Source organism: Cognataquiflexum nitidum (assembly GCF_022538055.1).
GTDB lineage: Bacteria > Bacteroidota > Bacteroidia > Cytophagales > Cyclobacteriaceae > Cognataquiflexum > Cognataquiflexum nitidum.
The window spans coordinates 1-20,366 of record NZ_JAKZAM010000042.1; the positions used below are offsets into that span (position 1 = coordinate 1).

Here is a 20,366-nt window from a genome sequence, read left to right on the forward strand (position 1 = left end):
TCGCAGCTTGATTCATCAGGAAAATTTTGCATGAATTGTAGTATGGTCATAATGTTTCATATTTTAGTACAAGAAACAACCACTATACTTCAACCACAAATTATTGACACTTATTGTCAAATTTTGTCACGTGCATTCATGCGGATACACATATTTTTTTAATGTGATTTTTATAAATCACCTTTTTTGTTACTGAAAAAAAGCCACTCGATCGCCTTGGGAAATTCATCACTCCAGTAAGTTTCATTGTGTTTGCCTTGCTCGTTGATGCTGAGTTGGATTTCCATTTTATCACGAAGTGTTTCCCTTTTCAAAAGTCGTTTTTTAAATTTCTTTACGTGGGTAACCATATTGGCACTTTCTTCACCCCCTGCATAAAGGTATATTTTGGTATCCATAGGTTCAAAAAAGTCTAAAAAGGAAACTTTGATTTTTGGAATTACCCAAAGAGAAGGGGAGAAGATCATGAGTTTGCCGTATACCTCAGGGTAAATCAACCCGCTGAATAGGCTCACCAATCCTCCCATTGAACTTCCCCCAATGCCGGTAAATTCTCTTTCGGGTTTGGTTCGGAAGTTTTTGTCGATGAATGGTTTTAGTGTGTCTGTCAGGAATCGGATGTATTGCTTTCCTTGGCCTTTCCCAAGTAATGTTTTCCCTACGTTATATTCTAAAACCCTTTCTTTTTCAGCATGTTCTATGGCGATGATGATTATTTTTCCAATACCGTAGTCAGACATGACAGCCAGTTTTTTGTCTATTTGCCAATTGCCAAAAGGAGACTTTTCATTAAAAAGGTTTTGGGCATCCTGAAGGTAGAGTACGGGATATTTTTCCTCTGATGTATTGTAATCATAGGGCAGCAGTGCCCACACTTTCCTTGTTTTATTGAGTTGAGGGATTTCAAATTCTTCGGAAATCAGATGAACTTGGGGTAACTGGCTTGGTCTATAAGGAAGCCAGTTTTGACGCCATTTGGGTACATGTTCTTTTTGGAGTCCTGACTTTTTCTTACAGTGCCTGTTTGGGGTTTTGTTTTCAAACTTGTCTATTTCTACCTCCGACCAATCACCTTTGGTAAATTTGTAAATGAGTTCTTCTGGGTATGAAAATTCAGCAGGGAAGGTGAATGTATACTTTCCCTTTTCCTGTTTATTCATCAGGTACTTTTTATCCTGGGTTATCCATTGGTTAAAATTCCCTGACAAGTATACCGGTCGGTCATCATCCTCTTCTGTTGAGAGCAATATGGTCAAGCCATTCTTATACTCTATGGTCTCTTCCTGCCTCACAATCGTATTTTCTTCACACTCCATCCGAGTTGTTTCCAATTATTTTTTCAGATCCTTAATAGTAAAAATAGCTTTTTGTGCCGGGCAATTAAAGAAGAATTTTCATTTTTTTAAAAGAGATTTTGCCAATTTCGTTTCTAGGATTTAGGGGAGGATTAGATTTCGTTTTAATCATTTTACATCTAAGCTGTTAAGTAATTGAAGCGTATGTACAGCCACAAGACCCGCGGTTTCTGTTCTAAGCCTGCTTTTCCCTAATGAGCAGGGAAGAAAGAAATTTTTGAAGGCGAGCTCAATCTCTTGTGGCGAAAAGTCTCCTTCAGGCCCTATCAGAATCAGGTAAGCATTATTCGGTTTGGCTTTTTCAAAAAGGTGTTGTACGTTGTCCTTATCAACATAGGCAATAAAACGCTGATAGGTGTCAAATTTTTTGTTTACCAACAAGTCTTCCATTTGACAGATCGGGTTTAGTTTTGGAATCCTTGTTTTCAAACTCTGCTTACAAGCAGCAACGATTTTCTTTTCCAGTCTATCAAGTTTTAAAAAAGAACGTTCTGAGTGCTCTGATTCTATCAGGCTTATTTCGTGGACACCTATCTCTGTGATTTTTTCTATCATCCATTCCATTCTATCAGGATTTTTGGTAGGGCAGATGGCTAGGTGTATGTAATGATCATCTTCTGGATCAAATAGCCTTTCTAACACTTTAATTCCGGCTCTTTTTTGATTGGCATCCAAAACAATACAGTGGTATAGGTAACCTTGGCCGTCTGTGAAATCTACTCTGTCCCCTTGGTTTTTCCTCAATACTTTAATCAGGTGTTTTGATTCCTCCTGATCGAGATGGAAAGTGTTTTCTGATATATTTTCGTGGAAGAAAAGCTGCATGGTTGTCAATAATTATTTGCTAAAATACATATTCATCTTTTGCGCTCTCGTATTATCAAAAAAAAAGCGCAATCTCGGGGAGACTGCGCTTTCTATAATTGACCTTTTTAGCTTTTTTGTTTTGTTACAATTAAGCTTTAGATATTTCCATATTTACTGTGATACCTTTGATAGTATTATTTTTCATCACTTTGATCACGTGCTCGGCATCTTTGGAAGGTACGTCTACGAAAGAGAAGTTGTCAAATATGTCTATTCCACCAATACTTCTTCCGGGAACTCCGGTTTCACCTGCGATAGCACCTACGATGTCGTTTGGTCTGATTCTATCTTTCTTTCCGAGGTTAAGAAACAAGCGGGCCATTCCCGGCTCCCTTACACCTTTTTCCCTAGCAGGACCTCTATCAAAGGATCTTTCGCTTCTTTCGCCTCTGTCCGGTCTATCGCTTCTCTCTGCTCTATCGGGCCTGTCATTTCTTTCAAACCTTCCACCACGCTCTCTGTTTCCACTTCTTCCTGAATCCCTGTCTCTTTCTCTACCTCTTCCAAAATCCCTTCCTTCAGATCTTCTTCCACCTCTGTCTCCGCTTCTTTCACCGCCTCTTCCAAGGTCAAGATCGAAGTTTTGATCCTCCATTTCATGTACTGCATCAGCCATCTGAATTTTTGCAAGACCCAGGACAATCTGCTCCAAAGTCAAACCTTCGGTAAGCATTTGGCCAATGGTATCTTCATAAAAACTGTTGTCTTCTTCCTTGTTCAATTGCCTGTAAACATCCTTGATCAATTGTGTTTTTTTCAATTCAACCAAATCAGCCACAGATGGAGGAGCCATTTTAGTAATTGAGGTTTTGATGAATTTCTCCAAATCCCTTACCCTAAACATGTCTTTTCTTCCTGTTACAAAACTGATTGCAGCACCTGACTTTCCTGCACGTCCTGTCCTTCCAATTCTGTGCACATAGTTATCTTCATCTAAAGGAAGGTCAAAGTTGAATACAACTTCTACATTGTCAACATCTATCCCTCTTGCAGCCACATCCGTAGCGACCAAGATTGAAACCTGTCCTTTCCTGAATTTATTCATGACCTTGGTTCTTTGGGCCTGTGAAAGGTCGCCATGAAGGGCTTCAGCGGTGATTCCGCGCGCTAAAAGTTCTTCAGTCACTTCGTCGGTAACTCTTTTGGTGTTACAGAACACTATTCCCAAATTGAATTGGTTTAAGCTAATCAGCCTTGTCATCAATTCAATTTTCAGTGCAGGTTTTACTTCGTAGTATACTTGAGAGATATTTTCTACAGTAAGTTCTTTTCTAAGAACTTTGACGATTTCAGGGTTTTTCTGATATTTTCTCGTCAAATCCATGATCGGCTTTGGCATTGTGGCCGAGAAGAAAATGGTTTGCCTCTCCTCAGGACATTCGCTCAGGATGTTTTCTATGTCATCCCTGAAGCCCATATCGAGCATTTCATCAGCCTCATCCAAAACGATGATTCCGACATTTTCCAGCTTTAATGTACCGCGGTCCATATGGTCCATGATTCTACCTGGAGTTCCAACAACTATCTGAACACCTCTTTTAAGGTCTCTCACCTGTCTGTCCATGGAGTCACCTCCATAGATACAAGTGGAGGAAATCCCTCTTTTGTATTTGGCAAGCTTTACAATTTCACCTTCTACCTGAACTGCAAGTTCACGCGTTGGACAAAGAATAAGGGCTTGAGGTTTTTTGATGCTTCCATCAACCTTGTCAATAATCGGAATTCCAAAAGATGCTGTCTTTCCGGTTCCAGTTTGAGCCTGCCCGATGACGTCTTTACCTTCCAATAAAAAAGGGATAGATTGTGATTGAATTGTGGAAGGTTGGGTATAACCCATATCTTCCACTGCCTTTAGGATTTCTTCTGAAATCCCAAGGTCTGAGAATGTTAATTCTTTTTCCATGAAATGTTTCCTTACTTCTTCTAGACCATGTTTTTCTTTGAAGCAACCCAAGTCAAGCGACAGTAAGGAAACCCACGGTTAGAAAAATGTTATATAATTAATTCGGGTGCAAAGGTAAGATAAAATATTTTGATATGCAATAAATTTTCTAAATGAATTAGAATATCTTCAAAAAATATGGCCGTTTTTTAATTTTTTATTCTGTTTTTATCTGATTTGGTACAGTTTAAATATATTTTGAGGCGAGTAAATTTACCAAATCCACATATTCTGAAGATGCATCCTCTTTTGATTTTCCTTTTAAAGCCAACCAAGAATTGTATTTCGCAGCAGCTACAAAGTCGAATCCACCCGGTCGGTCTTCGTTGTTATCACCTTCCGTAGCCTGCTTATAAAGGCTGTAAAGTTTTAATAATTCTTCATTTGAAGGCTTGCTGGTAAATTTTTTTGTCAAAGCTACTGCTGATTCTAATGTATTCGCTTCCATTTGTAAACTCAATTTTAATTTTAAGTTTCCAAATATAATTAAAGAATTTATACTAAGAAGGTGCTTATGAAAAATTGAATTTTTACCAATCAGATATTTTAAAAAAAAATCCAGACTCAGGGATAAAACCAAAGTCTGGATTCTATTTATTATCAAAATGGCTTATTAACCTCTTTTGTTCATAGGTATATAATTTCTATCCACAGCGCCTGTATAGATTTGACGCGGTCTTCCGATTGGTTCACCATTATGTCTCATTTCTTTCCATTGTGCAATCCATCCTGGTAGACGTCCCATAGCAAATAGGACCGTAAACATATCCGTAGGGATGCCTAATGCTCTGTATATAATACCGGAGTAAAAATCCACATTAGGATAAAGGTTTCTTTCTACGAAGTATTGGTCATTCAAGGCTGCATATTCAAGTTCTTTTGCTATATCCAAAACAGGATCGGAAACACCAAGTTTGCCAAGAACATCATCAGCTGCTTTTTTGATGATTTTTGCCCTTGGATCAAAGTTTTTATAAACCCTATGGCCGAATCCCATCAACCTGAAAGGGTCGTTTTTGTCTTTTGCTTTGTCAAGGTATTTTTTCGCATCTCCGCCATCAGCCTTTATTGCTTCAAGCATCTCTATCACGGATTGGTTAGCTCCACCGTGAAGTGGTCCCCAAAGGGCATTGATTCCGGCAGAAATGGAAGCATATACGGAGGCCTGGGAAGATCCTACTAATCTGACTGTTGAAGTAGAACAGTTTTGTTCATGATCAGCATGAAGAATCAGTAAAGAGTCCAAAGCTTTTGCTACGATAGGATCCACTTCATATTTCTCAACAGGCAAGGCAAACATCATATTTAAGAAATTGGAGCAATAATCCAATGAATTGTCAGGATAATTTACCGGATGCCCCATTTTATTTTTATAGGCCCAAGCTGCAAAAGTCGGCATTTTGGCAATAAGGCGTACAATGCTTAGAGTTAATTGATCCTCACTTCTATTTGGATTTAGTGAATCTGGATAAAATGCCGTCTGAGAACAAATTAAAGAAGAAAGTACACCCATTGGATGTGCATTTGAAGGAAATCCTTCTAAGATTTTTTTAATATCCTCATGAACCAACGTGTGGGTAGTAATCTCCCTTGTGAACTTTTCGTATTGGCTTTGTGTAGGTAGATTACCGTATATCAATAGATAGGCTACTTCCAAGAAGGTTGACTTTTCAGCAAGTTCTTCAATATTATATCCCCTATACCTTAGGACACCAAGTTCACCATCCAAAAAGGTGATTGAACTTGTGGTTGAACCTGTATTTTTGAATCCCGGGTCTATTGTAATCAATCCGGTCTGAGCCCTCAGTTTGGCTATGTCTATAGCTTTTTCATTCTCAGTTCCTTCAATAATTGGGAGTTCAAAATCTTTTCCTCCATATGAAAACTTAACGGTTTCGGACATAAGTATTTTTTTTATTTTATCTGTTTATCGTTTCAAAGTATTTAACTTCTTTAGCTGCGGTTAAGTTAGCAAAAACGTGTATTTTTTACATGTTTAATTACATCAATAGCGAATAAAAGATTATGAATTTTTTTTATTGTTTCTATTAAAAAAATCTAAAATCTAAAATGAATTTTGATTTTTTTAATAGAATCGCATAATTAATTTTGTCCAATCATGATTTTTTCCAATTAATATTCTTTTTAAAAGTATGGGTAGTTGTCATTTTTTTGGTAAAAAAAAAAGCCCCGTAGGGCTAATTTTATTTACAGAAGTGTTCGAAAACCTCAACTAGGTGTTCGCCGATCATTTTTGCATTTCTTCCTTCGATATGATGTCTTTCAATGAAGTGTACCAATTCTCCGTCCTTGAACAATGCCATGGCAGGCGAGGAGGGTGGATATGGCAAATGATGCTGACGGACTTTCGCAACGGCGGCAGCATCATTTCCTGCAAAAACAGTTGCCAATACATCCGGTTTGATGTCACTTTGATCCAAAGCCAACCTAACTCCGGGTCTTGCAGCACCGGCTGCGCAACCACAAACAGAGTTGATGACAATGAAAGTGGTTCCTTTGTGGTCTTTCAAATGGTTATCCACTTCTTCGGCTGTTCTGAATTCCTGAAAACCTGCATTGGTCAGTTCAGAACGCATGGGAGCAATTAATTCCTCTGGGTACATAATTTTATTTTTTTTAAAGAAAACCTAATTCAAGTTTTGCTGCTTCGGACATCATATCCTGGGAGTATGGGGGGTCAAAAGTCAATTCCAACTCCACGTGATTGATGCCCTGTATCTGTTGGATTTTATTTTTCACCTCTGAAGGTATAAATTCAGCAGAGGGGCAATTGGGAGAAGTAAGTGTCATCATGATATAAACATTATTGACAGGATACACACTGATTTCATAAATCAAGCCCAACTCATATACGTCAACAGGAATCTCAGGATCATACACTTGCTTGATGGCATTGATTACTTTTTCCTTAAGTTCTTGCGAAGGTATTTCCTTTATTTCTTCTGTGGTTTCTGACATATCGTTTATACATTTTGCTTGGCCTGATAAGCCAAAGCGTATAATTTCATTTGCTTGATCATGGCGGAAAGACCATTTGATCTTTGGGATCCGATGATATTTCCCATTCCGATTTTATCTATAAAGTCAAGATCGGCTTTGAGGATTTCCTGGGGCGTTCTACCTGAAAGCACCCGGATCAATAAGCTGATAAGGCCTTTGGTAATATCTGTGTTGGAATCTGCCAAGTACTGAATTCTATCATCTTCCTCTCTTGTGGTAAGCCAAACTTTAGATTGGCACCCTTTGATGATGTTCTCTTCTAATCGTTCCTCTTCGGGAAATTTGGGTAATTGACCACCCAATTCCATTATATAATAGATGGTAGATTCTTTATCATCTCCGAGAATTGCGAATTCTTCGATGATTTGGTCCTGTATGTCCTGGATGCTACTCATTTATTTTTGATTTTGGCTATTTTGGCTAAGCTTACTGCCATTTGATCAATTTCTGATTTGGTATTGTAAACAGAAAATGATGCCCTGACAGTTCCTTCCAAGCCCAATCTCTGCATCAGGGGTTGGGTACAATGATGCCCGGTTCTTACCGCAATTCCGTTTGCATCGAGCATCACCCCCACATCAAAAGGATGCATTCCGTTGATGTTAAATGATATTACGCTTACTTTCTCTGCGGCTGTTCCTACAGGAACAAATCCATTGATCTGCCCAAAAGAATTGTTCGCATGGTCAAGGAGTTCATCTTCATGCCTCTTTATATTAGATTTTCCCAGGGAAGAAATGAAATCCAATGCTTTTTGAAAGGCAATTACATCGGCAATGTTGGGTGTCCCTGCCTCAAATTTGAATGGGATTTCATTGTAAGTTGTTTTGGCAAAAGTGACTTCTTTGATCATCTCGCCACCACCTTGGTAGGGAGGCATGATTTCAAGCAGACTTCTTTTGCCATATAAAATCCCTAGACCTGTCGGCCCATAAAGTTTGTGTGCTGAAAAGGCTAGGAAATCACAATCCAAATCCTGTACATCAATATCTAGGTGATTGGTCGATTGTGCACCGTCCAATAGGACCTTTGCGCCAATTTGATGGGCTTTTTTGATGATTTCTTTTACAGGATTTATTGTACCCAATGCATTGGAGACATGAACGATACTTACAATTTTTGTCTTCTCAGTAAGCAAGTTTTCAAATTCATCCAAAAGGATTTCACCTTTGTCATTGATGGGTATAACTTTTAGTATAGCTTCTTTTTCTTCGCAGAGCATTTGCCAAGGCACGATGTTGGAGTGATGCTCAAGGGTAGAGATAATTACTTCATCACCTTTGGTGATAAATTTTCTACCAAAAGAAGAAGCCACTAAGTTGATGCTTTCTGTGGTGCCTTTTGTAAAAATTATTTCCGCACTTTCATTGGCATTGATAAAATTTTTTACCCCTTCTCTTGTCTCCTCATAATGTCTAGTCGCCCGATCTGCCAGTGTATGTGCACCCCTGTGGATATTGGAGTTGTCATGTTCATAATAACCTGTGAGGGAATCAAGTACCGATTGGGGCTTTTGGGTGGTCGCTGCATTGTCAAAATAGATCAAAGGCTTACCATTGACCTCCTGATGGAGTACGGGAAACATTTTTCTGATTTTTTCTATATTCAATGGCATGACCTTTTCTTAAAAATTGCTACCCAAACGGTTTTGGACGATGTTTACGATATGGTTTTGGAAAGCCTCATCGGAGATGTGGTCCATGACTTCGCCTGTAAATGCATAGAGTAACATCCCTCTAGCCTGTTCTTTGCCCAAACCTCTGGCCCTCAAATAGAATAGCGCTTCTTCATCCAACTGACCAGTAGTACAACCATGGGAACATTTGACATCGTCTGCCCAGATTTCCAATTGCGGTTTGGTATTGACAATCGCGTCTTCGGACAATAAGATATTGTTGTTTTGTTGGAATGCATTTGTCTTTTGGGCATCCTGCCTTACGAAAATTTTGCCATTGAAAACTCCACGGGAACTATCAGCCAGCACTCCTTTGTACAATTCATTGGATTGGGCGTGTGGCTTGGTATGGTCTACATTGGTATGGTTGTCTACATGGGTTTTTCCATTCAAAAGGTATAAACCATACATGTTTCCTTCGCAACCTGAATCCAAAAGGTTAAGGCTAAGGTTGTTTCTTACCATATCTCCTGAAAGAGATACCAAAACAGAGGTGAAAACAGCATCTCTGTGAATATCTGTTTCAGTATTATTAACAGTGATTGTGTTTTTACTTTCGTTTTGAAGTCTGTTATAGTGAACTTGGGAATTTTGTCCGACTTTGATTTCAGTCACCATGTTGCTGAAATAGGTCTTGTCATCCAGAGAAACACTATCCTCCAAGAATGTTACGGCAGCATTATCCTCAACTTCAATTAAAATCCTGGAATGTATGACCTGTCCTTCATTTGATTGGTTAAGGAAAAGCAAAAGGATGGGTTTCTCTACTTTTTGGTTTTTTGGGACTTTTAGATAAACACCATCCTCAAAAGCAATATTGTTTAGTGCGACAAAAGGGTCTTTTTCTGTTTTTGCGATTTTCCCCAATAATTCAGGTTTGGCATCACTTATCAAAGAAAGTGTGTACCCATGGTTAGATATTTTGGATAAATCTTTTTCAAAAGAGCCGTTGTTAAAAACCAAAAGGTCGCCTTCAAAAGCGTCAAAAACATGGGATTCAACAGTTTCAGAGTTCAAATCGGATTTTTTTGCAAAAGAAAAATCAGAAATTGAGTTCTCCAGTTTTTTGGTGATGGAGGTGAATTTATATTCTTCTTCTTTTATCGCAGGAAGGCCTTTTTTTTCAAGAAAATTACTACTTGATTCTCTCAGATCTGAGAAAGAAGATCCGCTTGGAACCTGACTTAATATGGAGTCAAGTATATTGTTATTTGTAGTTGTCGTCATTGATTTTAAAAGATTTTTGGTAAAAACCGGAATTATACAGAAGCTGCATTCACTTCTTCTTTGATCCAATCGTACCCTTTTTCTTCTAATTCCATTGCCAATTCTTTTGTTCCTGATTTAACAATTCTTCCGTTATAAAGGACATGGACATAGTCGGGGACAATGTAATCCAACAACCTCTGGTAGTGGGTAACTACAATAGTGGCTGTTTTGTCAGATTTCAATTTGTTTACCCCATTTGAAACAATTCTCAAAGCATCTATATCGAGACCTGAATCCGTCTCATCCAGAATGGAAAGGGTTGGTTCCAACATTGCCATTTGGAATATTTCATTTCTCTTTTTTTCTCCGCCTGAGAATCCCTCGTTCAATGAACGGCTCAAAAGTTTTTGATCTATTTCAACCAATTTCATTTTTTCTTTCATCACAGAAAGAAACTTGACGGCATCCAAGGCAGGCAAACCTCTATATTCACGAACCTGATTGACAGCAGTTCTCAAAAAATTTGTTGTGCTCACGCCAGGTATTTCTACGGGGTACTGAAACGCCAGGAAAACGCCTTCTCTAGCCCTGTCTTCAGGTGCAAGTTCCAAGAGGTCCTTTCCTTGAAATACCACTTCACCTTCTGTCACTTCATATTCTTCTCTGCCTGCCAATACAGAGGCTAAAGTTGACTTTCCCGATCCATTTGGACCCATGATAGCGTGAACCTCACCTGCTTTGACTTCGAGGTTGATTCCTCTTAATATAGGGGTGCCTTCAATGGAGGCATGTAAATTCGTAATTGATAACATAATTGATTTGAAATTAGAAAATTGAAATTCGATGACGCTTTCTTCACCGATTAAACTTGTTTCCTTTTAATTCACTTTCCTTTAATTACTTCATGAAACCGGAAATAGATTTTATGATTTCAATGTTTTTTTCAGTGAGTAATTTGAATTTTTCTTCACTTATATGTTTACGGCCTAAATCTCGGTGCAATTGTGAGCGTGTTTCTCCGCAAGAACCTTTTGCGATACTTAAGTAGTTTATAAATTCTTTATTTCCTTCTCTTTCAAAACCTTCTGCAATTTTATCGATGATGTAACCAGAAGAATTTAAAATTTGATTTATAAGACCAAAGTCTTTCTCTAAGCCGTTTGAATTCGAAACCTGGAATATTTCAACGCTAAAGTCCCTAGATTTTTGCCAAATTTCGAGATCCTCAAACCGCCGGATAGTGCCAATATTATCAAGTATCAAATTTCAAATATTGAAACTTTATCCTACGCTACCCTCAAGAGTCAGGGCCAAAAGCTTTTGTGCTTCCACCGCAAATTCCATAGGAAGTTGATTCAGCACTTCTTTTGCATAGCCGTTTACTATCAGGGCAACTGCATCTTCAGTACTAATTCCTCTTTGGTTGCAGTAGAACAACTGGTCTTCACCAATTTTGGAAGTAGTGGCTTCGTGTTCGACTTTGGCTGTAGGGTTTTGGATGTCTATGTAGGGGAAAGTGTGTGCACCACAACGGTCACCCATCAATAAAGAATCACATTGAGAAAAATTCCTTGCATTTGAAGCCCTTTTCATTACCTGAACCTGACCTCTGTAAGAATTTTGTGATCGTCCTGCAGAAATTCCTTTGGAAACAATCCTTGATCTCGTATTTTTTCCGATATGGATCATTTTTGTTCCTGTATCAGCTTGCTGGTAATTGTTGGTAACAGCTACAGAATAGAATTCACCGATTGAGTAGTCACCTTTTAAGATACAGGAAGGGTATTTCCAGGTGACAGCGGACCCTGTTTCTACCTGTGTCCACGATATTTTTGAATGGTCACCGGCGCAGATTCCTCTTTTGGTTACAAAATTATAAATACCTCCTTTTCCCGATTTGTCACCAGGATACCAGTTTTGAACTGTGGAATATTTCACTTCTGCATTTTTGGCAGCATAAATTTCAACTACTGCAGCGTGAAGTTGATTCTCATCTCTTTGTGGTGCAGTACATCCTTCCAAATAAGAGACATAAGATCCCTCATCTGCAATGATCAGTGTTCTTTCAAATTGGCCTGTATTGGCGGCATTGATTCTAAAATAGGTGGAAAGCTCCATAGGACATCTGACACCGGTAGGGATGTAACAGAAAGATCCGTCAGAAAAAACCGCGCAATTGAGTGCTGCGTAGTAATTGTCAGTCATTGGGACCACTGAACCCAAATATTTTTTAACCAATTCGGGGTGTTCATGAACAGCTTCACTAAATGAACAAAAAATAATCCCAAGTTTGGAGAGGGTTTCTTTAAAAGTCGTTCCCACCGAAACCGAATCCAGTACAGCATCTACAGCAATTCCCTGAAGTCTTTTTTGTTCGTTAAGATTGATGCCGAGTCTTTCATAGATTTGAAGCAATTCAGGGTCAATTTCATCCAAGCTTTTTGGTTTGTTGCTTTTCTTGGGTGCAGAGTAGTAGCGGAGACCCTGAAGGTCAATTTTAGGGTAATGTACGTTGGCCCATACGGGTTCGCTCATTGTCAACCAATAATTAAAAGCCTTTAATCTCCATTCAAGTAACCATTCAGGCTCTTCTTTTTTAGTAGATATCCAGCGAATGATACCTTCATTCAAACCAATGGGCGCTTCATCCGCTTCTAAATTGACCGACCAACCGTGTTCGTAGTCTTTGGAGGTTAATTCTTCTAATATCTTATTGTCCTTGCTCATTTGTTTGAGTAATTTAGACTAATTATAGTTTGTGAGGCGAAGATACAACATTAAAGCAAAATATATTGTTCAAATCGATAGGAAAAATTGATAGATAAACCTGAATATTGACCTTATTACTATGAATTTCAAGTATTTAAAAAAAAATATAGCTGGGAAAGGGAATCCCAGCTATATTATAATAATGAAAAATCAAGTTATTTAAATTATATTTTTTGTTAAAATGGATTTAATCTAAATAAGCGATTTATATGAGGAATATCATTGTTTAGTAGGTTTAACCTCCTACTTTTCAAAAAACTGAATGGGTCTGTTGATACTTTCTTCCAATACAATCAACGTTTCAGTTCTATCTATTCCATCGACTTTTTGGATTTTGTCCAATACTGTCCTGAGGTGATTGGTATCTTTGCATATGATTTTTGCAAAAATACTGTAGTTACCCGTGGTGTAATAGGCATTAATTACTTCAGAAATTTCCTTTAATCTTCCGATTACAGTATCATATAAAGAACTTTTTTCAAGGTAAATTCCAAGGAAGGCAGATATGTCGTAACCAAGTTTTGAAAAATCAATATTGAGTGTAGCACTTTTTACGATTCCCATATCTTCTAGTTTGCGCATTCTCACATGCACAGTACCGGAGGAAACGTAGACTTTTTTTGCAATTTCGGTATATGGTGTCTTGGCATCGTCATTCAACAATGAAATAATCTTAAGATCAACATTGTCAATATCTAAAATTTTGTCCATTTTTTTTGGGTTAATTTGAGGCTATGTTAATATATGTGGCCACAAATTATGAAATAGTTAAAAAAATGCAAAATAAATTTTTCAATTTGTAAAATTCGGTAAAATGAAGTTACTTTGGTGCGTTCGATTAGAAGTTATATAATATTTGGTTATTATTTCTTTTGGTCAAATAATTGTTTGAAAATATAAGTTTTACTTTATTTCAGACATTCTTATCATCGAAACTTTTAATCTCTAAAGTTATATTTGGGTTTATATTCTGAAAAGGGTCTTGCTAATGGCAAGACTTTTTTGTGCCCTAGAAAAAAAATCAAATACAAAAATTTGCATATGAAAAATATTTATCTGTATATTTGAAAAAAATATCTCGCATATGTACAGACTTCCTTTCATCCTCGCATTATTCGTAAGTGTTTCGCTTGTTGGATCACGTGTTCAGGCCAAAGCAGTATTTTCTGAAAAAGAAAATGATAAAGAAATTAAAAGCCCTATAAAAGAAAGCGAAAAGGCCCTAGTTTCCTTGAGGCCATTCATGGGTGTTTCCACTGATAATCAAAATTTAGGATTGACCAGTGATTTAATCATTGATGTACTTGACCCTGTTGAAGGATTTGGTTCTGATTACGCTCCTTGGTTTTGGTCTGAAGAGACTTTTTCAATGCTTGACGGTTATGCTCCATTTATATTTAGAACAAAAAAGAGTTCCTCTTCAATAGATGAATTGAGAGTGGTGATTACAATAAATGAATTTGGAAAAGTAGTTGCATATAAAATCCTAAACGAAGCAGCCGATAAAGGATTGAAAGAAAGGGTTGCACATGTTTTGAGAAAAATGCCAAAAGCCATTCCTGTCCCAGGATTCAATTCATATGATTCTATGGAATTTGAACTTGTCATGGGCTATTAATATTTGTTCAGATTAACTCTTCGGTTAATTTATCCCCGTCATTATTTGACGGGGATTTTTTTTGAGCGGTTAGGAATGAGGGGTGTCATATCCTAATTTTATCCTGATCATTAACTCAAATAGAAATGAAGAAAAACATACTAATGGTTGCTTTGGGATTGCTTGCATTGACGAGCTTTGCTGTAGCACAGGAAGTGTCTCTGTCTCCGGAAAAAAAATGGCCGGAGCAGGATAAGAATTCAAAGTTTTACACGGTTTCCGGGGAAAGACATGGTCAGTCTTTTTTCAAAAAATATGAGTTTCCGGAGGTGCAATATACTCCTGGCGAAAAACTTACTTTTGACATCTATCATACCCCTGATGTGATGTATCACTGGTACAAATTGTGGGCAGAAAAATATCCGGATATCACCGAACTCTATGAGGTGGCAAAATCTTATGAGGGAAGACCAATTCTTCAAATGACGATCACCAACAAAAAAACCGGAAAACATACGGACAAGCCAGCAGCTTATTTTGAAGGAGGTAGGCACGGCGGAGAGGTAACAGCAAGTGAAGCTGTTTTTTGGTTGACCCAGCATTTATTGGAAAACTATGGCAAAGACCCCGAAATCACAAAACTGATTGACACCAAAACAGTCTATGTGAGGCCTCAAAACAATCCTGACGGAACCAACATGTACCTTTTTACGGAGCAGCAAAATCGAAGTACTGTCCGCCCACACGATACGGATAGAGATGGGTTACTTGATGAAGATCCAAGCGAGGATCTTGACGGAGACGGAATCATTCGTATGATGCGTAAAAAAGCTGTAACTGAAAAAGAAAAGGAGCAGGCAAACTTCGTCATTGATCCCAGAGATCCTAAAGGACGATTGATGAAAAGAGTTTTTGAAGGCAAAGGTGATTATATCATGTATTCGGAAGGAATAGATAATGATGGCGACGGCAAATACAATGAAGATGGGATAGGCGGACTTGACCTTCACCGAAACTATCCCGAAAACTGGCGTCCTGACACCGGTGGTGATGAAACGGGAAGAGGCTACACCCAATTTGGTGCCGGAGAGTATCCATTGAGCGAAATAGAGACACGCTCTACAGTACTTTGGTTGCTTTCTCATCCAAATATTTCAGTTGTAAATTCATTGGATACAAGGGTTCCCATGCACCTGAGACCACCTTCCACTTCATCGAGTGCAGAGTCTATGTTTTTGAAGGATAGGTTGATTTATGAATATTATGACAGCCTTGGAATGACTATAACAGGGTACCCTTGGGCCGGTGATGTATACGAGACCTATAGCACAAGAGGAAAAGTCAACAGGCTGACCGGAGACCCTTTGAAGCCAAGCCCATTATTTGGGCATGGACCAGACTTCGGCTATTTCTATTATGGAGCGGTTTGGTATGGAGATGAGTTATGGAACAATGGTGCCATGAAGGATTATGACGGTGATGGACAGCGGGATGATTACGATGGTATGAGATGGGATGATGAGGAGAATGGTTCCAAAGGTTTTAAAAATTGGGAAAAATTCAACCATCCGCAGCTTGGTGAAGTCGAAATTGGCGGATCACACCCAAAATTCTTTAGCCAAAACGGACCTCCTTGGCAATTAGAAAGCTGGATCAAAAAACAGTCCCTATTTAACCTCGCTATGGCCTTGGACTTGCCTCAGATCGAAATCAAAAATGTTGATATCAATAAATCAGGAGATCAGTATGAAATCAAAGTGACCTGGACCAATTCCGGAAAACTTCCCGTAGCATTGGATCAGGCAAAAAGGGTGAAAATCGTTCAAGAAGACCGCTTAATGTTGGAATTTGACAAAGAACTTACCAAAGGTTTTGAAAATGCTAAAGTTCAGATTACAACTCCTGATCTGTATGAGAAAATCATCTATGCAGGGTATACCGAAGCTGGAGAGACAAAAGAAGCAGTTTTTAAAGTAAAGGTTAACCAAAAAGAGCCGGTCAAAGGAAAGTTGAAATTGTTATCTACAAGAGGAGGATATATTGAAAGGGAATTTACATTAGGAAACTAGCTTATAGGTTCATTTGAGACGTTCTTGCCACAAAACATAGATGTTAAAGGATAATTTTCCTGCGCATCATATGCTTTGTGGCATTTTTTTTATCTCATCCAAATTCCACTAAAATAAAACTTAAGGAATTCTTACTTGTTCTTTATTTTATTTGAAACAAATCAAAAGCCCGATTAAAATGAAAACCCAAATCATATTTCATCTCTTTATCCTTCTTTTTTGGTCATCGACATTTGCGATAGCCCAAGAAAAAAGAGCCTTGACCCATCAGGATTATGATGGCTGGGAATCTGTGGCATCAGAGAAAATCTCAAAATCCGGTCAATGGATAGGTTATACAGTCAATCCCCAAGAAGGTGATGGCAGACTCGAAATAGTATCCCATCAAAATCCTGATCAGCGATTTGTTTTTCCCCGCGTCAGTCAATGGACATTTTCAAACAACAGTCAGTTTGTGATAGGGAAAATTACCCCTCAGACTGACACAGTCCGAATTCTCAAAATGAAAAAGAAAAAAGCGGATGATATGCCAAAGGACAGTGTTTTTATCATGAACCTGTCAAATGGAGAATGGGAGAAATTGGCAAGAGTTAAGTCATTTTCGACACCTTCCAAAAAAGGAAATTGGGTTGCAGTTCATTTCGAAAAAGATTTGCCCCAAAAAGGAGAAAAGAAAGAAAACGGAGACACCACAAAAATTAAAGACACAAAATCTGAAAAGCCAAAAAAAACTGATGGAACCAAGCTCTTGGTCAAAAACCTATCAGGAACGCAGTTCTTTGAATTTGACAGGGTAAAATCCTACAGTTTTGACGAAAATGGAGTGTATTTGTATTACTCAAAGGCTTCAGAAGATACCTTGAAAAACGCGGGATTATATCTTTTTGAACTTAAATCTGGGGTTTCAAGATTGATTGACGAAGGAAAAACTGAATATATTTCAGCGGTTTTTTCTTCGGAGAATAAGTTTATAGCATACTTGGCCACAGAAGATTCCGCCAAATCAAAAAAACCATATTACGACCTTTACTTATTTGATATGGCCAAAGAAAAAAACCAGAAGATAGCATCAAAAGGTACTTCGGGCATTGGTGGAATGGTGAGTAAGAATGGACGCTTGTTTTTTTCAAATGATGAAAATCGCTTGTTTTTTGGTACAGCTCCCGATTATTTGTCTTTCCAATATGAGGACGATACTACAATTCTCGAAGAGGAGAGGGTCAGTTTGGATATTTGGGGTTGGCAGGATGCTGAAATTCAGCCGATGCAGTTAAGGAACAAAAACAGGGAACAGAACAAATCATTTCTGGCTTTTTATAATCTAAAATCCAAAGCCATCATACAGGTTGGCGATGAATCAGTTTCTCAGATTGTTACAGATAAGAAAGTCAAAAACCAATATGGGCTTGGTTTTGATGCGAGTCCCTACCGTAGAAATTTTAGTTGGGACATACAGATTGGAAGAGACCTTTATTTGATAGACTTGACTGTAGGAACCAAAAGTTTGATCCGAAAGGATGTTCCCGGCAACCCACAATTATCTCCTGAAGGAAAATATGTTTATTGGTATGATGAGCGGGACAGTTCTTGGGTTTCCTATGACATCAAATCCAAAACTTTCAAAAACCTGACGCAGGATATAGAAAGTAATTTTTATGATGAGCTGCATGATTCTCCTGCACTTCCATCAAGTAATGGTGCCGCAGGATGGGTTAAAGACGATTTGGCCTTTTTGGTATATGACAGGTACGATATCTGGAGAATAGATCCCACAGGAAAGTCTGCTCCTGTGAATGTGACAAAAGGTGAAGGAAAGAAGCAGCAAATTGTATTCAGGAGGGAAAAGCTGGACTATGAAGAGGAAAGCATAGACCCATCTCAGCCATTGTTATTGAATGCGTTTAATGAATTGTCTAAGAAAAATGGGTTTTTTAGAGGAGATATAACAGGTGGGAATATTCCTCAATCCATTCTTTTTACGGATCACCGTTATTCAGGTTTGACCAAGGCTGAGGCTTCTGATAAGTTAATCGTCAGAAGGTCTACATTCCTGGAATATTCTGACATCTATGCCACCGACCTGAATTTGTCTGAATTGTCACGTATTTCCCATGCAAATCCCCAGCAAAGCCAGGTGAAATGGGGTTCTGTAGAATTGGTCAATTTTCTGGCAAATGATGGGGTTCCTCTTCAAGGTCTCCTGTTTAAACCAGACAATTTTGATCCCAATAAGAAATATCCCATGTTGGTATATTTTTATGAAAGGAATTCTGACGGATTGCACTCCTATAGAGCTCCTGCCCCTAGCGCATCTACGATCAATATTCCTTATTTTGTAAGCAATGATTATTTGATTTTTGTGCCTGATATCAAGTATGACTTGGGTTTACCCGGGCCAAGTGCTTATAATTGCATCATACCGGGCGTTCAGGCTTTGATGGCAAGAGGATTTGTGGATGCTTCAAACATGGCCATACAAGGGCAGTCTTGGGGGGGATATCAGGTTGCTTATTTGATTACAAGAACCAATATGTTTAAAGCAGCAGGTGCCGGTGCACCTGTTGTGAATATGACTTCGGCATATGGTGGCATCAGATGGGGTACTGGAATGAGCAGGATGTTTCAGTATGAGCAAACGCAATCAAGAATAGGAGGGACTCTTTGGGACAAGCCTCTCTATTACATTGAAAATTCGCCGCTCTTTACCATGGACAGGGTCAATACGCCCGTCCTGATAATGCATAATGATGACGACGGTTCGGTTCCTTGGTATCAGGGTATTGAGATGTTTATGGCATTGAAAAGACTGAATAAGCCGGCTTGGCTGCTGCAATACAACGGGGAAGACCATAACCTCAGGTTGAGAAAAAACAGGAAAGATCTTTCTATCCGAATGGCCCAATTCTTTGATTACTATCTTAAAGGAGCCCCCGCACCTCTTTGGATGACAGAAGGACTTCCTGCAGTGGAAAAAGGAAGAACCCTCAAATATGAACTTTCAGGCAATTAAAGTTTGTATCCCTAATAAACCACAAAGCCATTGAGGAATTTAACCCAATGGCCTTGTGGTTTTGGAATTTCCTGTTTTTTTATCTATTGATATATCTTCTGATGAAGAACTGAAAGTTAGCCATCACGTCAGGATAGATTAATTTATTTTGCATGTTGTTGCCGTCCACTTTGGAGTTTGTGAGGAACATGGATGATACCTCCAATCCCAAATCCCATTCGTATTCAAAGTTTGAGACAAAACCGAATTTCAAGGGGACATACGCAGCTACTGTATTTTGAATACTTCTCTCCACAAATCCCTGGATGTACATACCGTTTTCTAAAACACCATCTCGCATTACTCTTTGGGCTCTTTCAGAATACATTGCACCAAGACCCAAACCAAAATAAAAATTAATGGGTTCACCCACTCCACCGGAAGTGTTAGGGTTGAAATAATATACGGGAACCACATCAAGAAAGTAACCCATTCCTTTAAAATAGTAAGCTTGGCCATTATCCCCCCATTCTATAATAATGGGACTGTTTAAGGGTCTAAACTCACCGCTATTTAACATCTGACCACCTACAGTGGCTCGTAGATCAAACCGTTCGGAAAGTTCTTTGCTATAAGAAAAGGAGAATGTAGGTTCCATCTTGAACTCCATGTATTTGTAAATGCCGGCGTTTTCGGCATAAATCATTCCCCATCCAAATCCGCCAGAGATATTGTCCCGAGAGCCTTGGGCATTCAATAACCCTATAAAAGAGATGCTTAGAATAAGAGTAAAAAGACTTCTTGGCATAAATATCCTCATGTTGATTTCGACCACGAATATACAAGAATTGAATTTCATAATCCAAAGTAGTT

General features: G+C 38.5%; 18 protein-coding genes. 3 read left to right on the forward strand and 15 right to left on the reverse strand.

The features are described 5' to 3' along the window. Positions 1 to 170 precede the first annotated feature (170 nt). The 14 genes from MMU07_RS19970 to MMU07_RS20035 form a co-directional block, all read right to left on the reverse strand. A complete protein-coding gene (locus tag MMU07_RS19970; protein ID WP_241128377.1) occupies positions 171 to 1,316 on the reverse strand; it encodes an alpha/beta hydrolase in 1,146 nt (381 codons plus the stop codon). A 147-nt stretch (positions 1,317 to 1,463) separates the two neighbouring features. Continuing rightward, the gene (locus MMU07_RS19975; protein WP_241128378.1) at positions 1,464 to 2,180 is read right to left on the reverse strand and encodes a 16S rRNA (uracil(1498)-N(3))-methyltransferase; all 717 of its coding nucleotides are present in this window, start codon (positions 2,178 to 2,180) and stop codon (positions 1,464 to 1,466) included. A gap of 130 nt (positions 2,181 to 2,310) precedes the next feature. Continuing rightward, positions 2,311 to 4,125, reverse strand: a complete 1,815-nt coding sequence (locus tag MMU07_RS19980) for a DEAD/DEAH box helicase (RefSeq protein WP_241128379.1) — start codon at positions 4,123 to 4,125, stop codon at positions 2,311 to 2,313. A gap of 226 nt (positions 4,126 to 4,351) precedes the next feature. Further along, positions 4,352 to 4,612, reverse strand: coding sequence for an acyl-CoA-binding protein (locus MMU07_RS19985; protein WP_241128380.1), 261 nt, complete (start codon positions 4,610 to 4,612; stop codon positions 4,352 to 4,354). A gap of 165 nt (positions 4,613 to 4,777) precedes the next feature. Next, complete coding sequence (locus MMU07_RS19990) at positions 4,778 to 6,067, reverse strand: citrate synthase (RefSeq protein ID WP_241128381.1); 1,290 nt, start codon at positions 6,065 to 6,067, stop codon at positions 4,778 to 4,780. Between the two features lie 301 nt (positions 6,068 to 6,368). Continuing rightward, the gene (locus MMU07_RS19995; RefSeq protein ID WP_241128382.1) at positions 6,369 to 6,788 is read right to left on the reverse strand and encodes a BrxA/BrxB family bacilliredoxin; all 420 of its coding nucleotides are present in this window, start codon (positions 6,786 to 6,788) and stop codon (positions 6,369 to 6,371) included. Positions 6,789 to 6,801: 13 nt separating this feature from the next. Further along, a complete protein-coding gene (locus tag MMU07_RS20000) occupies positions 6,802 to 7,143 on the reverse strand; it encodes a DUF59 domain-containing protein (protein ID WP_113924540.1) in 342 nt (113 codons plus the stop codon). Between the two features lie 5 nt (positions 7,144 to 7,148). Further along, positions 7,149 to 7,580: a SufE family protein gene (locus tag MMU07_RS20005; protein WP_241128383.1), complete on the reverse strand. Its 432-nt coding sequence runs from the start codon at positions 7,578 to 7,580 to the stop codon at positions 7,149 to 7,151. Continuing rightward, a complete protein-coding gene (locus MMU07_RS20010) occupies positions 7,577 to 8,800 on the reverse strand; it encodes a cysteine desulfurase (RefSeq protein ID WP_272492483.1) in 1,224 nt (407 codons plus the stop codon). The genes MMU07_RS20005 and MMU07_RS20010 overlap by 4 nt, the downstream gene beginning before the upstream one ends. Before the next feature lie 9 nt (positions 8,801 to 8,809). Further along, the gene (gene sufD, locus MMU07_RS20015; protein ID WP_241128384.1) at positions 8,810 to 10,087 is read right to left on the reverse strand and encodes a Fe-S cluster assembly protein SufD; all 1,278 of its coding nucleotides are present in this window, start codon (positions 10,085 to 10,087) and stop codon (positions 8,810 to 8,812) included. A gap of 32 nt (positions 10,088 to 10,119) precedes the next feature. Beyond that, the gene (sufC, locus tag MMU07_RS20020) at positions 10,120 to 10,881 is read right to left on the reverse strand and encodes a Fe-S cluster assembly ATPase SufC (RefSeq protein ID WP_241128385.1); all 762 of its coding nucleotides are present in this window, start codon (positions 10,879 to 10,881) and stop codon (positions 10,120 to 10,122) included. Positions 10,882 to 10,966: 85 nt separating this feature from the next. Next, positions 10,967 to 11,332: a four helix bundle protein gene (locus MMU07_RS20025; RefSeq protein WP_241128386.1), complete on the reverse strand. Its 366-nt coding sequence runs from the start codon at positions 11,330 to 11,332 to the stop codon at positions 10,967 to 10,969. Positions 11,333 to 11,350: 18 nt separating this feature from the next. Then, on the reverse strand, positions 11,351 to 12,796 hold the full coding sequence (gene sufB, locus MMU07_RS20030) for a Fe-S cluster assembly protein SufB (protein WP_241128387.1): 1,446 nt from the start codon (positions 12,794 to 12,796) through the stop codon (positions 11,351 to 11,353). A gap of 285 nt (positions 12,797 to 13,081) precedes the next feature. After that, complete coding sequence (locus MMU07_RS20035) at positions 13,082 to 13,549, reverse strand: Lrp/AsnC ligand binding domain-containing protein (RefSeq protein WP_113924546.1); 468 nt, start codon at positions 13,547 to 13,549, stop codon at positions 13,082 to 13,084. Positions 13,550 to 13,922: 373 nt separating this feature from the next. Between MMU07_RS20035 and MMU07_RS20040 the strand changes: the two genes are divergently transcribed. The 3 genes from MMU07_RS20040 to MMU07_RS20050 all read left to right on the forward strand — a co-directional run bounded on the left by MMU07_RS20040 (position 13,923) and on the right by MMU07_RS20050 (position 19,514). Further along, positions 13,923 to 14,456, forward strand: a complete 534-nt coding sequence (locus MMU07_RS20040; protein WP_241128388.1) for a hypothetical protein — start codon at positions 13,923 to 13,925, stop codon at positions 14,454 to 14,456. 125 nt (positions 14,457 to 14,581) lie between these two features. After that, entirely contained in the window at positions 14,582 to 16,504 is a 1,923-nt protein-coding gene (locus MMU07_RS20045; RefSeq protein WP_241128389.1) for a M14 family metallopeptidase, read from the forward strand. 178 nt (positions 16,505 to 16,682) lie between these two features. Beyond that, the gene (locus MMU07_RS20050; RefSeq protein ID WP_241128390.1) at positions 16,683 to 19,514 is read left to right on the forward strand and encodes a S9 family peptidase; all 2,832 of its coding nucleotides are present in this window, start codon (positions 16,683 to 16,685) and stop codon (positions 19,512 to 19,514) included. Positions 19,515 to 19,593: 79 nt separating this feature from the next. Here the strand turns inward: MMU07_RS20050 and MMU07_RS20055 are convergent, their stop codons facing one another. Next, positions 19,594 to 20,352, reverse strand: a complete 759-nt coding sequence (locus MMU07_RS20055) for a hypothetical protein (protein WP_241128391.1) — start codon at positions 20,350 to 20,352, stop codon at positions 19,594 to 19,596. Positions 20,353 to 20,366: the final 14 nt, after the last annotated feature.